The sequence below is a fragment of the Oscillospiraceae bacterium CM genome (assembly GCA_022870705.1).
Taxonomy (GTDB): domain Bacteria; phylum Bacillota; class Clostridia; order Oscillospirales; family Oscillospiraceae; genus Sporobacter.
Map to the genome: position 1 here is coordinate 293,377 of CP072107.1, position 17,157 is coordinate 310,533.

The following is a 17,157-nucleotide window of genomic DNA, read 5'->3' on the forward strand; positions in this document are numbered from 1 at the left end:
ATGCCTCATCACCTCGCTACGTGCTTGACGGTATCTTTCTCCCATTCTTCGGGATGATACTCGTCGCCGTAATCGTCCTCAACGGTAGCACCGTCGCTGTCATAGTCCTCCGGCTCGCAATCGCCAAAGTAGCCGTCTCTGATTTCCCTCGCGTAGCGGCGTTCCTCCAGGTCGTTCAGGAACCTGTCGACATCATAGTCGATACTCATCTTTTTGGTATCATACCGACCTCGACCGGGAGACCATATCTGGACGCCCTGGTTTTCAAGACAGGTCATAATATCCAGACTCATGAGCAGAGTGGTGTTGAGCTGATCCATGCTCTTGATGATCAGAACATCAAAGGCATTGTCTTTGGCTGCCTGAAGCATTTGGGCCAATCCGTGACCGCCGTTTCTGCTGTTGAAATCGATGGAAAAGCCAGTAAGAGTGAAAGCCTGCTCGTTGGCATAGGAGCGCAGAGAGTCTTCCAGAGTATCATAGTAGGGGTCGAGGCTGCGAACGCTCCTGATATAGATCCATGCGCGTTTGCCAATATCCTCGGCAGCGGCGTTCTTTGAGCATTTGTTATCCTTGTTCATTTATGTATTCCTCCTGAAGTATTCAAGTTTAATGACACAAAAACGGGGATAGTCTCTTTTAAAGGGACGGCTATCCCCGTGGCTTCTATCATTAAGCCTTAGTAATTGCATGGCTCTATTCGACACTACTTCCCGAGCCAGGGCGACGAACGAGAACAGCGGCTGGCGCCGCTTCACAGGATTCTAACCTCCCCGAGGATCTCTCCGGGCTGCCCCCATTGCGTGTGGCTGTGGCTGGACAGGCGTACCATTGTAGGTTGACAAGGTCATTGCGGGACAGCGTACCACTGCTGTCCTTCGGTCGGATGGGTACCGCTCGCACCTCTTTGGCCGTCTTTTCCGGCGGGCTATTCCCGCCGTAGGTGGTCTTGGCGCATCCCCCGATATCGCTTGTCCCTTTCGGGCTTGTCAACTGATGTGTTCAGGTCGTCGGATATGACCGCACATTGGCGGTGTTTTTCAAAGTGCAGAGAGAAGGATTATTTACCCCCTCACTGTGTAGCCGACGAGAAGGCGTTTTTTAGAACCAAAATCGAAAATTATTTTAGAAATCTTTTGATTCGTTCAATTCGCTTGCCCACGCCGCGCTGTGATATACCGATTCTTGTGGCAATTTCGCTCTGGGTGTATTCGTCAAAAACATACAATGTTAGCAACTCTACATCTTCTGAGGATAGGGCGGATAACTTTGAGAACAACTCGCAGTCATAAACTGTCTCAATCCAACTGTGTCGCCCTGAAAAGTCAGATTCGCTGAAGGAAACCTTCAGCAAATCAAACTTTTTAAAGAGTCCGGACATTTCGTCCTCATCTTCGCTGATTGACTCAGTTGGAAGAGGTTGCGTGCGCTCACGATACCTGCGCTCACTGAGGAAGGCAGCGCTGTCAAACTCATAAAGTGTGTCAATGTTCTCTTTGCTCATTCCAGCTTTACGGTATTTCTTGCGGAGGATTGCCCACCGCTGTTCGAACTTTTTTCTTTCCGCGGCATTATTGAAACCCATTGTCCATTCTCCTTATCGTTTTTGGTTTTCGTGCGGGAGTGAAAACCAAAACGGCGGAGGAGAACGGCAACCGGTGCCTGTGCGATTACGGTGCTTGTCCATGCCAACTCTCCCAAAATGGGCAGCAAAAAAGGCCGGGCGCGATGATAATTCGCGCCCGGCCTCTTAAGCCCCTTTATTGGCTGGAGAGGATATAGAAAAGCCGCAAGACCTCTTTTGTGGTCTTGCGGCGTATAGTCAGTATTCCCCAGCATGGACAGTGTAGCATATTGACAGTCGCTTGGGAGTAGGAAAAGGGTCGGAACTTAGTCGTTATATGGTCGGTATTCAGTCGGTAAACAGTCGGCGCAGCTCAGGTAGTGTATACCCGAACAGGCAAACACCAAATAGGTGAAGAGCCTCTCTCTTTCTGTCGTAGAACACACTGCGCTCAATATTCAGCGCTTCGGAAAGCTCAGGCTCCGTCAGCGGAAAACGGCTGATGTATTGCTTGTCCAAAATCTCATAGTAAATCTCGCCATAAACGGGATAATCCCGCATACGGAGCAATGCCTTATCAATCAGGTCGATGTACATTCGGGTTTCACAAATGCAGCAGACACGCTCGGCAAAGCGCTCCGTTTCTATATCGGGCGCGAAGTCGGCGAGATACCTGAACCCGACCTCCACATTGCGGTTCCCGATTTCATAAGTGTGATCCCGTATTTCCTCAAGACGTTCGCTGATTGCCCATGTGACGTCTCGATAGACTGTGAGTAACAGCCGTGAGCGGTGGAACACGGCGTCGCTGTCCATGCCGAGAGATGCGAGTTTTGCTTTATGCTTGCGTAATGCAGCAGTTTCTTTTGCCATCTCCAAACCTCCCTTGAGCCATAAGCGGCAATATAAACCTTGTTAGCACTCGAGCTAACACAAAGTGGAAAGAGCGGCGGGGCCTTAACCCCGCCTGCGAAGCTAATCTCTGTCACACATAATTACTCCAACCGAACGCAGATACCCCGCTTGCTTTAGCCTGATTCGTACCGCTGTCCGAGAAACGTCAAAAATCTCTGTCAGTTCCGTTATCACGCCTGCAGTCTCTTTGGAGCCGTATCCATCCAGAATATAGCTGCCGGCATGATGACTTTTCATGACCGCTTGGGCCGTGGGGTAGAAGACGCTCGCAGGCATCAGCATGGCCGAGGCGAACTTGTCCGCCTGCCATTCCTTCCAGTCCTTTTCCGACCAGTACCCTCGTGGCTTTTGTCTGCTTGACTCAGCCTCTCTGCACATGATATAGCTGCCCGTTTTGCGAAGACAGTATTTCCGGTCATCTGGATAGTACATCTGCCGGTGGATGATCCAGTGGGCGACCTCATGTGAAATGGTAAAGCGGCGACGGTGGTGGTGTTCCTCCGGCATGAGCCTCGCATCGATGACGATTGTGCCACTCATAATGAGCTCCTGTTGCAATTGCTTTTCGAGGGACATGAGCTCCATTTTATAATCATGGAAATTAATTAAGCCAAGGACAGTGCCGTGGGCGGATAGGTATCGATCTATGATCGTCAGACTGTAGGCTTCATCCGCCAACGCCTCAATATCGAGGGGCTGTGCCTTTTCCAGCATATATGGCGAGTATTCTCGCAGGACAAGCTCAGCAACGCTATCGAAGTCTTTGCTGCTGAACAGATACATGCCGTCGCTCTTTTGGGCTAATGGAATCTGCATGATAATCTACCCTCCGTTATCTATAGACTCAATTATCCTGATCCACATGGTATCCGGAATGTTGCAGTCGCGCGCTTTTCGGAGCGCGACTCTCGCCAGATCCGACTGTTGGATGTAGGCTGTGAGGTCTGGGTACACACCCTGCCGCCGACCGCCGACCAGATCGTAGAGCATATTTTCATCATCCTGCGTCAGAAGAAGATATTTGATAAAGGCCGGGAGGAGTTTTTCAGAAGGAGTACGGTTGCCTTTCTCGATATCGTGAAGGTAGGGCGCAGCAATTTCTAACTCTGCGGCAAGACCGCGCAGGGTTTTTCCAAGCCGCTCCCGCTTCTCCCGTATAAAGCTGCCGAGCGTTAGCGTGTCCATGTTGAGCTTCCTTTCCGTTATTGATACATCATCCCCGGCATAAGCACTTTTTCTCGGCCATCGGATGGCATTTTCAGGTTTTCCATGAGACAGGCGGAGTAAATGGCGCGTTTGCCAAATCTGCCGCGGATATCCTCAACCACCATGTCCAGTCGCGCGCGCTTTTCACGCTTGGCGGTATCCTCAAAAATGCTTGTCTGATACGGCGTATCGGCGGGAATGAGGTTGATTGCCCTGACCGTTACGGCGCGGACTTTATTTGTCCAGCGGAAGTTTTCCTCAAAGAGCTTTCTTGCTTTTTGGGCAATTTCCATCGGACTCTGCGATTGTGTTTCCAGCGGCCCCTGGTATTGCTTGAAATTGAGGCTGTTATCCCGGATGGTAATCTGAACGCCCCTGGCCGTGAGCGAGTGGAGCCGCAGCCTGTGGCCGATGTCCTGGGACAGCTCCAGAATCACTCTCCAGACCTCCTCGTTGTTTTCAAGATCTGCGTTGCAGGTGATCCCGTGGCCGACACTCTTGACCGGGGACTCATAATCACCGGGCATCACTCGGGAGGTATCGAGTCCATTGGCATAAACCCAGAGTGCGATGCCGTTCACGCCGAGAAGCCGCTTTAGAAAATCCTGTGAGGTATTGGCGATATCTCCGATAGTTCGTATCCCATAGTTGTCAAACCTTTTTGCGGTAGCTCGTCCTACATAGAGCAGGTCTGAGGCAGGGAGAGGCCAAATTTTCTCTCTGAAGTTGTCTGCGGATATTTCCGTGATCGCGTCCGGTTTTTTCAGGTCACTGCCCAGCTTGGCAAAAATCTTGTTATATGAAACGCCAATGCTTACGGTGAGGCCAAGCTCGGCTTTGACCGCCTGGCGGATTTCATCGGCTATCGTCATCCCATCTCCGAACGCCGTCCTGCTGCCGCTTATATCGCACCAGCATTCATCCATGCCATATCCTTCGACTTGATCAGTATATCTCTCATAAATCGCCCGAGTCAGCTTGGAATATTTCAGATACTCGTCGTACTGCGGCGGCACCATGATAATGTCCGGGCAGCACTGGCGAGCCTCCCAATTGACCATCCCAGTTTTGACGCCGCGTTTCTTGGCAAGCTCAGATTTGGCAAGAACAATGCCGTGTCTGGATTCAGTGGAGCCGCACACGGCAACGGCCTTTCCACACAGCGAAGGATTGAGCATCATCTCGACCGAAGCGTAGAAGCAGTTCAGATCGCTGTGAAGTATTACTCTCTCCATTTTTTCTCTCAAGCCTCTTGACAAAAGGTGCAACTTCATATAGTATTTAGGTGCAATCGGATTTCACCCTTGCTGTGATTATACGCAATCCGATTTCTCTTGTCAATACCATTTCAGAAAAAGGTGCAAACGAATTTCACCACATGGAGGCGCGATATGAAATTTGGAGATAAGGTGCGGGAACTTCGTACACAAAAAGACCTGACGCAGACGGAGCTTGGCAAGCTGGTTGGGGTAACGAAACGCACTGTCGTCGGCTGGGAGAACGAAGGCCGGTACCCACAAAAACGTAATTTATATGATTCGCTTGCAAAGGTGTTTGAGGTTCCCACAAGTTATTTGGCTTCAGAGGATGAGGCGTTCATCACTGACTCCGCTGAACGTTATGGCGTCAAGGGTGAACGGGACGCCAAGGCTGTGCTGACTCAGGCCGCTACCGTCTTTGCCGGCGGCGAGCTCAGCGACGAGGACAGGCTTGCGTTTATGACCGAAATCCAGCAGCTTTATCTGGAGTCCAAGGATATTGCGGCAAAAAAATTTACCCCCAAGAAGTACAGGAAGAACGACTCACAGTAATCAACTTTCTGTCCGTAATTTGGGACAGCTTTCGGTGTAGATTTTAGCTGTGAGATTATCTGTACACGATTGGAGGTGAGGAAGTGTCTGGCGATTACATACATCATGAAGTTCTCAGGGTTATGGCAAAATACAAGACCAATGATCCCTATGAGCTGCTTGACGCTCTCGGTGTCGAGGTCCGGGAATCGCGGGCCTATGGCCGAGATGGGCTAAAGGGGTATTGTTATTTTTCCAAGCGCACGATTTTCGTCGTGCTCAATGCCTTTTTGTCTGAGGTGGAGAAACGGATTATTGCCATGCACGAGGCTGCGCACATCATACTGCATCAGGATCAGATCAAGGTAGCTCCGATGAAAGATAATGTGATATATGACATGACGTCCAGAACGGAGTATCAGGCGAACCTGTTTACTGCTGATTTCCTCATTTCTGACGATGAGGTCGAGGAACTGACGGCACAGGAGGATATGGACTATTTTCGCATATGTAAGGAGCTCTATGTGAGCCCAGATCTGATGTCCTTCAAGCTGTTCTCCATGATTCAACGCGGCTATCGTTATAATCTGCCGCAGGGGCTGAACAGTACATTCTTGAAAAACTAAATGGAGGGTGACCTCCTGCCGTGCGAGGTGATTCTATGATCGTCAAGGTTTATGTTCCCGTGTCAGCGGATTTTGATGCGGATGGGAGGCTTATCCCCACATCACTGACTTGGGAAGATGGGACAGTTTTTACCATTGACCGGGTCCTGGACATCCGTCAGGCCCCTGCGCTGAAAGCCGGGGGGCAGGGTGACCGATACACAGTCGTTATAAACGGTCATCAGAGTTATCTTTTCTTTGAGCGAAATGCCTCGATGGCCAGGAACAATTTGGGGCGCTGGTTCGTTGAGCGCAGAGCTGCTTGATTTGTAGTAACCGAGCGAGAGGAGGATGCTCCCTTGTCATATATACATAAGACCAGCTTTGATATTATCCAAGGAACCAACATCGATGATGAGCTGGAGAATTATTTCGAAGTGGACGAGCCAATTGCCCTCACGATCCAAGTATTGAACAGAAAAGGCTATATCACAGAATTTTGCTGCTGTGGCCATGCATTTGGAGATAGTGGTGAAGCTTTCGCAGATCCTGAAACCCCCAACTGTGAACATATCATCGTTGGAACCTACGCTACTGAAGAATTGCCCGACGGATCACATCGCATTTTATTTCACAATCGGCCGGAGCATAGTGCATACATTGCTTTTGCCAAGGATTCTGCTTTGCCCCCGGCCCCAGCCAACTGGTACTATCATGAGAACTCCCTCCGATGCGACTATCTCGGAGACATAGACGAGTTTGCGTTTTGGGAGACAATGCTGCGGTCAATGAGAGCTCTTTATATTTGGGCGTGTCATCTCCCTGTCGTCGGCACAGAACAACCTGCGAACTCTGAAAATGCCGACTTAATCTTTGCGATACAAAGCCATCTTCAAAGTCGTGGCCTGCAATATGAAAGCTCAATAAATGCAGCTATAAATGAACGCTTGAAAGGCAAAAGCTACTGCCTGTCGGAGCATATAAAAGGGCTGTTATATTCGCTTTTGACCAACCAGACCTCATGGAAGCGAATTGTCCCTCATCTAAAAGAGATTGACGATGTGTTTTTTCAGTATGACGTTGACAAAATCAAAGCGACTTCGGCGGCGTATTTTAGTGACGCTTTGTTCGCAATCAAATGTGGTAACAGAAAGACTGCCGCACAGATGGCAGCACTGACCTACAATATCGAAGTGTTTGAGCGAATTTCAAATGTCTATGGCAGCATGGATGACTTTGTCATTTCGGCTCCGGCACACGAAATTGTTGCTTTACTTGCATCAAGTGGATCAGAATACAAACTACGCCAAGTGGGAGAAGCTCTTGCGTGGGAATATATTCGGAACGTTGGAATTGATGGCGCAAAGCCCGATCTCCATCTCCGACGATTCTTCGGAAAGAGCAGAATCGGAAAATCCAACCGTGATCCCGCCACTGTGCAAGATGTGATTGCCGCAGTAGAATCACTTGCGAAGTCTACCGGGTTATCTATGGCGTCCATAGACAACTTAATTTGGAGCTATTGCGCCGATGGATACGGTGAAATATGCACGGCCACGCCGCATTGCACCGAATGTGCAATACGAGCATTTTGCAACCGTGAACGTTGAGCACACTATATAAGCCAGCATAAACCATCCGGAACGAGCTGTGGATGTCAGCGCGACTTTGATAAGTGAAGCAGTAAAATACAGGCCGAGAGCAAGGGGTAATTATGAAAATTGAAATGGGTGAATCCCTTATTTACTCGTGGCTACGCCACGAAAAACAGTGTCAATTGGCACAGACCAACTGGAAGGCATCCCCTTTTTGGGCGATTGACAGCCGAAATGACCTACAAATGCTTGCCGACAAATTCTCGCAGTTTTATTTAGACAAGCATCAGTTTGATATTTTCAAAGGCTGTTCTCTTGAACAGTTCATAAAGCAGGCTGAAATAGATGCCATTGGCATTGCGTATTCCCAATCCGCACAAAGTATTTATGCTGTTGACGTTGCATATCACGAAGGTGGGTTGAATTACGGCGATAAGGAGAGAACGCTAACAAAGATCATCCAAAAATGTGTTCGCACGGCATTGTGCTTATATGCCTTTTTCAATATTGCTACTGGAGAGATTGTTTTCGCATCCCCCAAAATTAACCCGGCGATTGAGAAAGAGCTGTCTCCCATGTTTTCGGAGCTGACAGCACTGTTCTCGCAGCTTGGTTTGGAGTTTATCGCAACTCTATTCTGCAATGATACTTTTTTAAGCGGGATTATTCAGCCTGTGCTGGAAAAGGGTACGAGCGTCGCTGACACATCGGAGTTGTTTCTGCGCAGCGTCCAAATGTATCAGATGTTTGCAGGGAAATCCGAACCCACTCGGGCAAAGATATCAAAAGCGCAGATTGCTACTCGTCAATCAGACCAGCAGTTGAGTGCAAATATCAACGAGGGAAAGGCAATTGATCGCATTCCAAAGTGGGCGCTTAGCCCGGAACAAAACAATTATAAGATCATTCGCGCTTACTACCAGCTCTTAGGTGAACGTGGAATGGTTACTCGTCCCGAGCTTGAAGCCCTTTGCCAGAGCCAAGCTGATCACCCCGATGTATATGTGAGAGATTTCAGAGGTAATTTTGCTTCGATGAAAACAGACAAAGGGAAAAGTCATGGTAAGGTCTTCATCGATGATGGTTATAATGTGCGAGTCTGGAGCACCGTATCTGAGATTCTGGAGCAGAACCGCAGCCTGTTCTTGGCGTAATCACACCACGTGATGAGTGGAGGGAAAATGGAAAATATCATATACGAGCGTAACTATGAGGAAGAACATCGTCGGCATGATGGGAATGATACCGCATCCACAATATTTGAGATTGCCACTGATGGTGGGTTCATCGCGGCGTATGCTGATGCGATGCAGGCGATTCCCAAGATAGTCGTTCCCGCCGATAAAGAAAACTACGAATACTTACTTCAACGGTCAGATGAGCTTGCGCAGCGATGGAGCGGAAAGGTGCGCGGTGTTGTGAACTACGAAAAATGGGAAGCCACCATTGACCTGCTTCTCCCATTTGCCGAATTTTGTGATCGTGACGATCTGAACCTCCTGAAAGAATTTGCCGACAGATCCCATTCTATTACTTTTCAGACGAACGATGATGGGAGGCTCCGGATACATATCTTCATCTTTTATTTTGAAGAGCTTGCCGATAAGGGTGAGATTTTTAAATCGATTCTGCGCAACAGGCAAGACCTTACCGCGCTTTTGGAGCAGTACAAGGAAAAGAATCCGATCCTTTTTGAAAGCGACGATGAATACGATAATCTTGATGATTCTGAGCAAGTCGAACTGATGACATGGTTTGTAGAAACCTGGGCTGCAGCGACGGGAGAAAACAAGGAGAGTATCGCGTCTGCGGTTTTGTACGAGATGCGTCATGATTATAAGAATATGATCCGAAAGATTCTTGATTTAAAGAATAAACTTGACGGTGATACAGAATAACTGAACGGGCAGCCACTTGGTATTGGCTGCCCGCTTGTTTTATATAGCATCATCTTCTATCAACGCTTGCGGTGAAAGGTATAAAATGCCTAAGCATGATTTTGTTTAAATTGGCCCATCATAGACTGTGTTCCCTATATGAAAATAATGATTTAAGCCTTTTTGAAGGTCATCTGCTTGGCCCAGATTCCCTGTTGGATGTTCACCGCTTTGTACCCAGCTTGCACCCAGGATTTGCACTGCGTATGCGAACCGCCGGGGCTCCACCACATCGTATAGGTGCCGGCACTTTTCGGCAGCGCAAATCCAAGGATTTTTTCCAGCTCAGAGAAGGAAAGTGTGACGGTATCGCTTGATTGCAAACAGAGGTAACGGTAGAGCGGTTCATATTTCCCGAGCGATGGTTGATTTTCCCGAGCCGGAGTGTTCGGCCGTTCGGGTTCTTCCGCTGTCACGGTTAAACCGCAGAGCCTTTGGAGGAACACCATTTCGGATTCCGTCAAGCCTTCCGCATCCAGCCCCTGCTTCAGCCATAAGCCGCTTGTGCGGATCTCTATTTCAGGGCTGTATTTGCCTGGCCATTTTTCTCCCGGCCCAAAATCGCTCGTATGGTTTAGGGTTGAAATGATTGCTTCTTCCAGCCGCAGACGCTGGCCTTTTTCCGGAACGGGAAACGCTGTAAAGGTCAGATGACTCCGCATATAATCGCTGACACGCCGCTCCGTGTCGGCATTTTTTATGGAGTCAATATATTTGTAGTTAGCCGGCCTTGAAGTGTCCAAAGTCCATATGGACAGATATGGATCGTGGTGCGCATTCAGTATGGCCTTTCCGATATTTTTGCGGAAAATGCTGCTGTTGTGGTTTTCCCGCACAAAGTGGTCGGTTAGCCGCCGTTTGAGCCTATTGGGGGAAGTATGCGTGCCGACACGAACGATCCTGTCCATGCTGTGATAGAACTCGCCGGTTTCATAGACAATATAGATACCATTGTTGAAAGGGAGCAAATTAATTTGTTCCCATGTATATCTCGGCATTTTGTGAAACAACGCATGGAGACGCACCCCCAGAGAGACCGCACCGATATTTTCCGATTCCCTTCGTGAGTAATGACGCTCTGGTTTACGGACGGCCTCCTTGGTACATAGCTGCGATTTCAAAAAGGCCATCCGCTCACCCATACGCATTCCCGCCAGCGGTAGACTGCAGTGCGGCAGTTGATTCTGAAGATCCCGGCAATAGTAGCTACCAGCGAGAAGAATAAAGTCATCATCTTCCAAACTACACTCATGTGCGAGCGCAGTCAGAACATTATGAGCCCACTCAAGCTGCTGCTTGCGGGGCATAGCATTCAGCGTTTGATCGTATGGGGCAATCACTCTATCTTCCGGCACGAGGCCATATTTTGCAGAAAGAATGTAAACTTTATCAGCAGTTTTCTTGGCATATTGATACGACATGGAAAAGAGCGTGCTGGCGGAGTAAAGATCACGCGCCGCACATGGATACGGCTTCTTTTCCTTACTGCAGGATATCAACGCAATTGTCATCGTCCATGGCCTCCAATCACAATGCTTTACATACGTCAAAACCAAACTAAACAGCGCTATTTGTGCGCCGCCGGAGATGAACTCCCTTGCCGCATTGTGTATTCTTCTCGGAAAGGCTCATCAACTCGACCGGGCAGCCCGGCGCGTCGTTCCGGCTGCCGCCGATGAGGCTGCCTATGGTCGAATCCTGAAGGCTCATGTTTCACCTGCCTTTTCCTTGCAGTACAGCATGAATTGTTCGAATCCGTCAACCGCGCTTTGAAGGCTGTTCGTCAATTCGATACCGGAGATGTCCTTTCGCGGCTCACGCCATATGGTTCCGACTGTCATGGTTTTTCCGCTTGAAAGTCTGAAAGGCTTGAAATATCCGAATTGTTCAAGGTCATACTTCCATTCATGCGTGTTATTATATGCAATAATGTCTTTCAATTCCGAAGGCTTGAAGCTTTGCACATCGTTCTCAATAGACAGCTTGACACATATGTTGATTGCGCCATTGTTAAACTCCATCTGTAGATATGGGTAAAATTCTACCGCACCATAATATAGCGCTGTCCGCGGAAACAACCACATACCATAGAAGCCGCCAGAAGGATTGGCAACATACCCGTAATTAAATGCACCATCAAGCGACCCGAACCGAAAATCAGCAGCTTTTTTTAAATCGTCATAATAACCTTGTATCATCTTCCAATCCCACTGTTCGACGGGTAGAATTTTGTACCTTTGGGTTTCGCTTTCGAAGGTATTATAATAATCAAGATAATCGAGAAAAATATCGCTTGTCATGCCGGAGCTATTGGCGTTTAAGATGGACAGTATACGTTTGCGGTCAAAGACAGCATATCCCGCTTTTTCGGCGTTGGATGTGTCGCTTTCAAAGCCCGTTTTGTAATAGACACCGTAGATCAATTCCGGGCTTACGCCCTCACTTATCAGCAAATCCTTGTAGCGTGAAAGCTGTTCGTCGTGATCGCTCGTAAATGTCTTATCTTCAACAATAATCTTATATCCGCCCTCCAACGTGAGCAAGACGTCAATTTTCCCATGTTGTCGCTCTATATTGGACACGTAAATCTCACCGTCTTCCAAAGTCTTAATCGGCGGCACAAATTGCTTGAGAAAGGCGACGGCGCAACGCCTGAGCGCCTTGTCTTTTTTTACGTCCTTCATGGCATACGACATCAGCCAACACAAAAAAGCATCCTGCGACAGTTCGGATGTGGCGTATGTAAACAGGTTATTCTTCATGCTTCTCACCTTCAAAAGAGCATTGCCTTCGCATTTTCCATATAGAGTTCGTTATGAAATGCAAAAGTACTCTTTTTAATCAACTTTTTCAAAGGTTGTCTTTTCATTGGATATCCGCTTGCATTCACCGGCCAGCCATGCGTAATTTGTCCGCCAATCAGCTTTGCAGTAGTCACCCTTGTTTTTCCAGATGGCTTCCGGGCCTGACATTCTCGATAGATCCAAGCCATACAGCCCGTTTACAGGCTTGACTACCTGCGCGGTCTTATTGCGGCCTGTTTGATAACATTCATTGCTGCTGTCTGATTCTAAAATGACCGCGCAGAAGTTCTCCATAGCTCGAACCTTTAGAACAACGGACAGGCGGCTCGAAAAGACGTCGGGCGTCAACCCTTTGTACCTGCATATAAGGATATAGCGTTTGTTGATAAATTTGCTCAATTTGGGCGAGTACAACAGCGGTAAAAAGGACTCAGCATGAAAAATTCCCTCGCCGTCAACGACGCAAAACACGATATTATCGTCCTTGTGTGGGTAAATAAACAGATTGCCCTCAACGGCATCGGCCTTATCCAGAATGGAAGTAACATTACCAACCGGAATAAAAAAATCCTGCTTTTTATTCTCTGTTTTTAATTGATTCAGACTGGTGTCGCACCCGTCCGCATGGTCGTCCGCAGTGAGATCATAGAGATAAACGCCACCCGGTTCATTTGTATGCGTTGCCGCTATGTTCGCAAGGGTAGGATGAAGCTCCTTCCCGTTGCGATTAAAGCCGAACACATAGGAGTTACCTTGTTCGCCATCACCGCCCATGGTGACAAGCGTATAGCAGCGGTTTTCTATCGCCCTTGCCTGATTATACTTATACCATTTATCGTAGATGACGTTCCCTCCAGTGCTGTTGAGAATTACGTCGACACCCTGCACGCCGTACATTCTGCTGAACAGCGGGTGGTTACAGTCATAGCATATGGTCAGGCCAAGCTGATAACCCTTGAACCATATTGGTGTAAATAGAGTCTCTGCCACCTGATGGTAATCCTCCAACTCAAAGGGAGAGAATGCGGTTGCGGTGTGCTTGAGGTAGATAGCGCATTGTGTCTCGTCCTTTAAAGCCGTCGCATTCGCAAAGACGCTGAAAATCGTACCAAACTTATCGATGCCGCTTACAACCACCGCCATGCCCAAATCGCAGCTTAAGTCCACACAAGTGTCATATATTTTGTTGACATCTGCCTCATCTATGATGTCGGCGTTTTCAATCATAGAGTGAAATGGCACCCAGCAATTCTCCGGAAAAACCAAAAGCTCCGCCTTTGACGCTCGAGCGGCAGCCATGGCCTTTGTAAAATCAGACAAATTTTGATGCTGTGCAGTCTGGAGGTACATCGCTATTTTCAGGCAAACACTCTTGTGAGGGTCAGAGTGCTTTTGCTCCATGTTGACAGGTGTAGTGCTGAGCAGTACGGCAAGTTGCTCCTGTGCATTTGGTTGCTCAAAATCGATTTGACCATGCATGATCCTGACGAGGCAATACTCGTGCTTTGCCGCCTCTATATCCCTCGTACTGTCGTAAAACGCTCGTACCTCGTCACGGTTTTCAGGATTGTTGTCCCTTGCCTGTATATCTGAACATGCCTGGATCCACGACTCCCTATCAAAGCATAAGGGAATACTTCGGTATGCCTCCAACGATAACTTTCTCGCTTGGGAGAAATGCTGCCGTTCATCGTATTCAATGATGAGCTTATGGCTCTCGCACACAAAATCGCAACGCAAGGGGATGTTCTTTTTTGCAAAATCCGTTTTCCCACGGTATGCGGCAAGCGCTTTGTAAAGTGGGATATACTCACCATCAATGGCATCCGGAGTTTTGAGCCACGGAAAGGTTCTTTCACAGACAATATCACCGGAAAACATACGGTTCAGCAGAAGCTGAAGGGCATTTTTTTGCTCGATTACGCCCTTGCTGGGAATGGTAATTTTATAGTTAGGTGAGTGTTCTTTGGCCAGGGACTCTGTCGGCTGCGGTAAAGCACCCTTTACTGGCGCCTTCCTTTGAGCAGCATCCCCTGTCTTTGCATCTTTTGAGCTTCCTATGTAAAAAATCTCAAAGCCCAGCCGCCGAAAAAAGCGGACGGTTTCTATTCCGCCGGCATAATCCTCTTTACTGATTTCCGTACCGGTAGCAACCTTATATGCCATGCCGCGAATATGCTTCGCCGGCAGTTTCTTCCCAGCATAAACAAGAAAAGTCGAGCGCGGGGCGGGGTATTCCGGACGCTCAGAGAGAAAATCAGATATCGCTTTTATCACATTTTCTCTTGTCACAATACTCCAATCTGCTTTTGCCATTATTTCAACCCCACTTCAAATTTGTCGTCATCGTACTTCCGGACAATGCACTTGATCTTATCCAACGGGTATGGCGCCTCCTCCGCGCCGTGATACTCAATGCTCTCAATTCTGGCGACCGCTTCATGATTATCTATTCCTGCAAGGACGACCACGCGATCCCCTTCACGGAGTTCGTCATCGTCGGTCAGATAGCAATAAGCTTTTCCGTATTCCTCAAACTGCACATTACAGAATATCAAATCTGACTGTCTGCGGCGAGGCTTGTTGTATATCCGCGTGTCGAACAGTTCACCCACGCCATAAAAGGATATAAACTCATAGATGTCTTTGATAAACTCCTCCCAATCACCGGGAAGACCATCCCTGTCAAATGAGCCGGTAATGACTTTGTCATTGCCGAGCTTTGTACGAATTTCAATTTCGTAGTCCCGCGTCTCCATCGGATTTTCGATTACATCGGGGGGATTGCCCTTTATATATGAAAGGGCGGACACGCTCATATCGTCAAGAAATCCGAAAACGCCTTCCTCCACATAGTATCGATGGCTAATGACACAACCGGAGCCGACACGCATGATATGCTCCAGCGTTTCCGTCTTGCGGTCGATGCTGAGCTGCTCGGAGTAGTCCCAAGTCGCATATTCCCATGTGGCATCAGGCGGGATGACGCCGGGCTTGATTTTTGTGATTCGGTGATACATTACGACAATGCTGTCCAGCCTGTCCGGGTTGCCGTCAAAGAGCCATAGCTCCTGATTATCCAAGGTATCCCGTATCAGATCGGAAAGAGGCTCATCTTCGGTAGAGTCTTCAACCAGAGCACCGCTATAGCAGAAGTACTCGCCATCCGTATTGGTGATGGAAAGCTCCCACGAGCCGGCATCACACACGATCCCGCCTGTCTCGGAAGTATTGAACCGTTCTTTCGAGGAGCCATTGGGTGGTTTTCGCGTCTATTTTGGCGGCACTTCTTTTTTGCGACTGTCTCAGCATATTGGCCTCATCGAAAAAGAAACGAGAAATATATACCCTACCGTCAGCATGGATGGAAACACTCTGCCTTGCTTCCTCGCCCGCATCCGCAGGTCGGCTGAAAAAGCACTCCTCACAGCGGAGCAGCATTTTTGACGGTGTTCCAGTAAACCGGGGAACCACGGGATTTTCTTGTGTGGACATATACGCCGCTCCTTTCAACGTGGCCTCTGACTGAATTTTGCTATTTGTCCAAATATTTTCGCGTCAGCAAATCCATAGATTGCCTTGTTGGTTCCAGCCCGTGTTCATATGCATCCGCATAAATCCGAGGAACTTTTTTCAATCGGAAGTTCATATCGTCAATATCAAATGCGGCCAGATCCAGTTCGTCTGCTCCGAGCCACTGGCGGTACTGATCGTATTGCTTGCCCGTTTTCTTCTTGAAAGCCTTGGCAATGTCCTCTAACCCGCCAGTGCCACCGCAGTCTTCAATTATTCCGTACCCCGCGCCGTCAAGAGCTCGAGGCAGTTCCTTACCATGGAGGTCTTTATCTTCAATGATTTGTTCAAGTACGAGTTTGATTTCCCAACCGTCCCCAAAGTCGTATTGGAGAGTGAGTTTATCTCCGACCTGAGTGATTATGCGTGGCAGTTTCTCGTTTGCTGCGTTAAGTGCATCCTCATCCTGAAACTCGGTCGTCATTTCGTTTTGGACTTCAAAGCGAGTGATTTTATCTTTAGCTCTAAAGGAAATAAGATCATCCAACTCTTTCTCTTTATGCCGCTCCTTCATGTGCTGAGAGTAGTTTTCTCCTAACGGCACCTCGAAGCAAAACAGATGACTCGCCTGCATTTCAAACATCGTCATAACTATATAGCCAAGCCGCGCCATTGTGATATTGTTCATCACTTGAAAGCGCCGCCACATTTTGGGCGTGTAGTCGTCGAGTTCGGCATAAAACTGATAAATAGGTTGTGATGCCATGCGGAAAGCGCCCCCTTCGTATTCTAAAATGTCATCAGCATATCGCGCAACTTCGCACGGAATGCCACATCCTGCGCCGGTGCGCGTTTATGCATACCCTTGAGGTGGCCTCCAGCATTACGGATCTTTTTTGAGTTATGCCGCTCGGCCAACAATGCGTCGATGTTATCTGCCGTATACTCCATTCCGTCTTGGTTAAGCACCAGCGCTTTCCGGGCAAGACACATCGCGGCAAGCCCATAATCCTGCGTGATTACGAGGTCGCCGGCCCTGACCATATTCACCAAAGCAAAATCCACGCTGTCTGCACCTTTGGAAAAGGTCAGAGTTTTTGCCCCATCCTTCTCAAATACATGGGAGGTATCGCACAGAAGAATACATCCAATAGTTCGCTTTTTTGCTTCTGCTATAGCGATGTCTACGACTGGACACCCATCCGCATCTATTAATATACGCATATCT

Annotated in this window: 19 protein-coding genes; 6 read left to right on the top strand and 13 right to left on the bottom strand. The window is 48.4% G+C overall.

Annotation, left to right across the window (positions count from 1 at the left end; translation table 11 throughout):
• Positions 1-8: 8 nt before the first annotated feature.
• The 6 genes from IZU99_01515 to IZU99_01540 form a co-directional block, all read right to left on the bottom strand.
• Positions 9-581: a recombinase family protein gene (locus IZU99_01515; GenBank protein ID UOO37975.1), complete on the bottom strand. Its 573-nt coding sequence runs from the start codon at positions 579-581 to the stop codon at positions 9-11.
• Between the two features lie 539 nt (positions 582-1,120).
• Positions 1,121-1,585, bottom strand: coding sequence for a sigma-70 family RNA polymerase sigma factor (locus IZU99_01520; GenBank protein UOO37976.1), 465 nt, complete (start codon positions 1,583-1,585; stop codon positions 1,121-1,123).
• A 327-nt stretch (positions 1,586-1,912) separates the two neighbouring features.
• Positions 1,913-2,437, bottom strand: coding sequence for a hypothetical protein (locus tag IZU99_01525; GenBank protein ID UOO37977.1), 525 nt, complete (start codon positions 2,435-2,437; stop codon positions 1,913-1,915).
• Between the two features lie 102 nt (positions 2,438-2,539).
• Positions 2,540-3,295, bottom strand: a complete 756-nt coding sequence (locus IZU99_01530) for an ImmA/IrrE family metallo-endopeptidase (GenBank protein ID UOO37978.1) — start codon at positions 3,293-3,295, stop codon at positions 2,540-2,542.
• 6 nt (positions 3,296-3,301) lie between these two features.
• The gene (locus IZU99_01535) at positions 3,302-3,664 is read right to left on the bottom strand and encodes a helix-turn-helix transcriptional regulator (GenBank protein UOO37979.1); all 363 of its coding nucleotides are present in this window, start codon (positions 3,662-3,664) and stop codon (positions 3,302-3,304) included.
• A 17-nt stretch (positions 3,665-3,681) separates the two neighbouring features.
• On the bottom strand, positions 3,682-4,920 hold the full coding sequence (locus IZU99_01540) for a DNA polymerase IV (GenBank protein ID UOO37980.1): 1,239 nt from the start codon (positions 4,918-4,920) through the stop codon (positions 3,682-3,684).
• A 156-nt stretch (positions 4,921-5,076) separates the two neighbouring features.
• Between IZU99_01540 and IZU99_01545 the strand changes: the two genes are divergently transcribed.
• The 6 genes from IZU99_01545 (at position 5,077) to IZU99_01570 (ending at position 9,573) form a co-directional block, all read left to right on the top strand.
• Positions 5,077-5,496 carry a helix-turn-helix transcriptional regulator gene (locus IZU99_01545; protein UOO37981.1) on the top strand — a complete coding sequence of 140 codons (420 nt, stop codon included), beginning with the start codon at positions 5,077-5,079 and terminating at the stop codon, positions 5,494-5,496.
• 122 nt (positions 5,497-5,618) lie between these two features.
• Entirely contained in the window at positions 5,619-6,101 is a 483-nt protein-coding gene (locus IZU99_01550) for an ImmA/IrrE family metallo-endopeptidase (protein UOO38709.1), read from the top strand.
• 35 nt (positions 6,102-6,136) lie between these two features.
• Positions 6,137-6,406 (top strand): hypothetical protein, encoded by a 270-nt coding sequence (locus tag IZU99_01555; GenBank protein UOO37982.1) that lies wholly within the window; start codon positions 6,137-6,139, stop codon positions 6,404-6,406.
• Between the two features lie 33 nt (positions 6,407-6,439).
• Positions 6,440-7,690 carry a hypothetical protein gene (locus tag IZU99_01560; GenBank protein UOO37983.1) on the top strand — a complete coding sequence of 417 codons (1,251 nt, stop codon included), beginning with the start codon at positions 6,440-6,442 and terminating at the stop codon, positions 7,688-7,690.
• Positions 7,691-7,794: 104 nt separating this feature from the next.
• Positions 7,795-8,829, top strand: a complete 1,035-nt coding sequence (locus IZU99_01565) for a hypothetical protein (GenBank protein ID UOO37984.1) — start codon at positions 7,795-7,797, stop codon at positions 8,827-8,829.
• Positions 8,830-8,856: 27 nt separating this feature from the next.
• On the top strand, positions 8,857-9,573 hold the full coding sequence (locus IZU99_01570; protein ID UOO37985.1) for a hypothetical protein: 717 nt from the start codon (positions 8,857-8,859) through the stop codon (positions 9,571-9,573).
• A 152-nt stretch (positions 9,574-9,725) separates the two neighbouring features.
• On the opposite strand, the gene IZU99_01575 is transcribed toward IZU99_01570, so the two are convergent.
• From IZU99_01575 to IZU99_01605, 7 genes are all read right to left on the bottom strand, one after another.
• Positions 9,726-11,123: a hypothetical protein gene (locus IZU99_01575; GenBank protein UOO37986.1), complete on the bottom strand. Its 1,398-nt coding sequence runs from the start codon at positions 11,121-11,123 to the stop codon at positions 9,726-9,728.
• Positions 11,124-11,169: 46 nt separating this feature from the next.
• Positions 11,170-11,322 (bottom strand): hypothetical protein, encoded by a 153-nt coding sequence (locus IZU99_01580; protein UOO37987.1) that lies wholly within the window; start codon positions 11,320-11,322, stop codon positions 11,170-11,172.
• Positions 11,319-12,374: a PD-(D/E)XK nuclease family protein gene (locus IZU99_01585; GenBank protein ID UOO37988.1), complete on the bottom strand. Its 1,056-nt coding sequence runs from the start codon at positions 12,372-12,374 to the stop codon at positions 11,319-11,321. The genes IZU99_01580 and IZU99_01585 overlap by 4 nt, the downstream gene beginning before the upstream one ends.
• A gap of 75 nt (positions 12,375-12,449) precedes the next feature.
• Positions 12,450-14,732, bottom strand: coding sequence for a hypothetical protein (locus tag IZU99_01590; GenBank protein UOO37989.1), 2,283 nt, complete (start codon positions 14,730-14,732; stop codon positions 12,450-12,452).
• Entirely contained in the window at positions 14,732-15,625 is an 894-nt protein-coding gene (locus IZU99_01595; GenBank protein UOO37990.1) for a hypothetical protein, read from the bottom strand. Before IZU99_01595 ends, IZU99_01590 begins: the two co-directional genes overlap by 1 nt.
• 326 nt (positions 15,626-15,951) lie before the next feature.
• Positions 15,952-16,695 carry a plasmid pRiA4b ORF-3 family protein gene (locus IZU99_01600; protein UOO37991.1) on the bottom strand — a complete coding sequence of 248 codons (744 nt, stop codon included), beginning with the start codon at positions 16,693-16,695 and terminating at the stop codon, positions 15,952-15,954.
• A gap of 23 nt (positions 16,696-16,718) precedes the next feature.
• Positions 16,719-17,153, bottom strand: coding sequence for a DUF188 domain-containing protein (locus tag IZU99_01605; protein UOO37992.1), 435 nt, complete (start codon positions 17,151-17,153; stop codon positions 16,719-16,721).
• Positions 17,154-17,157: the final 4 nt, after the last annotated feature.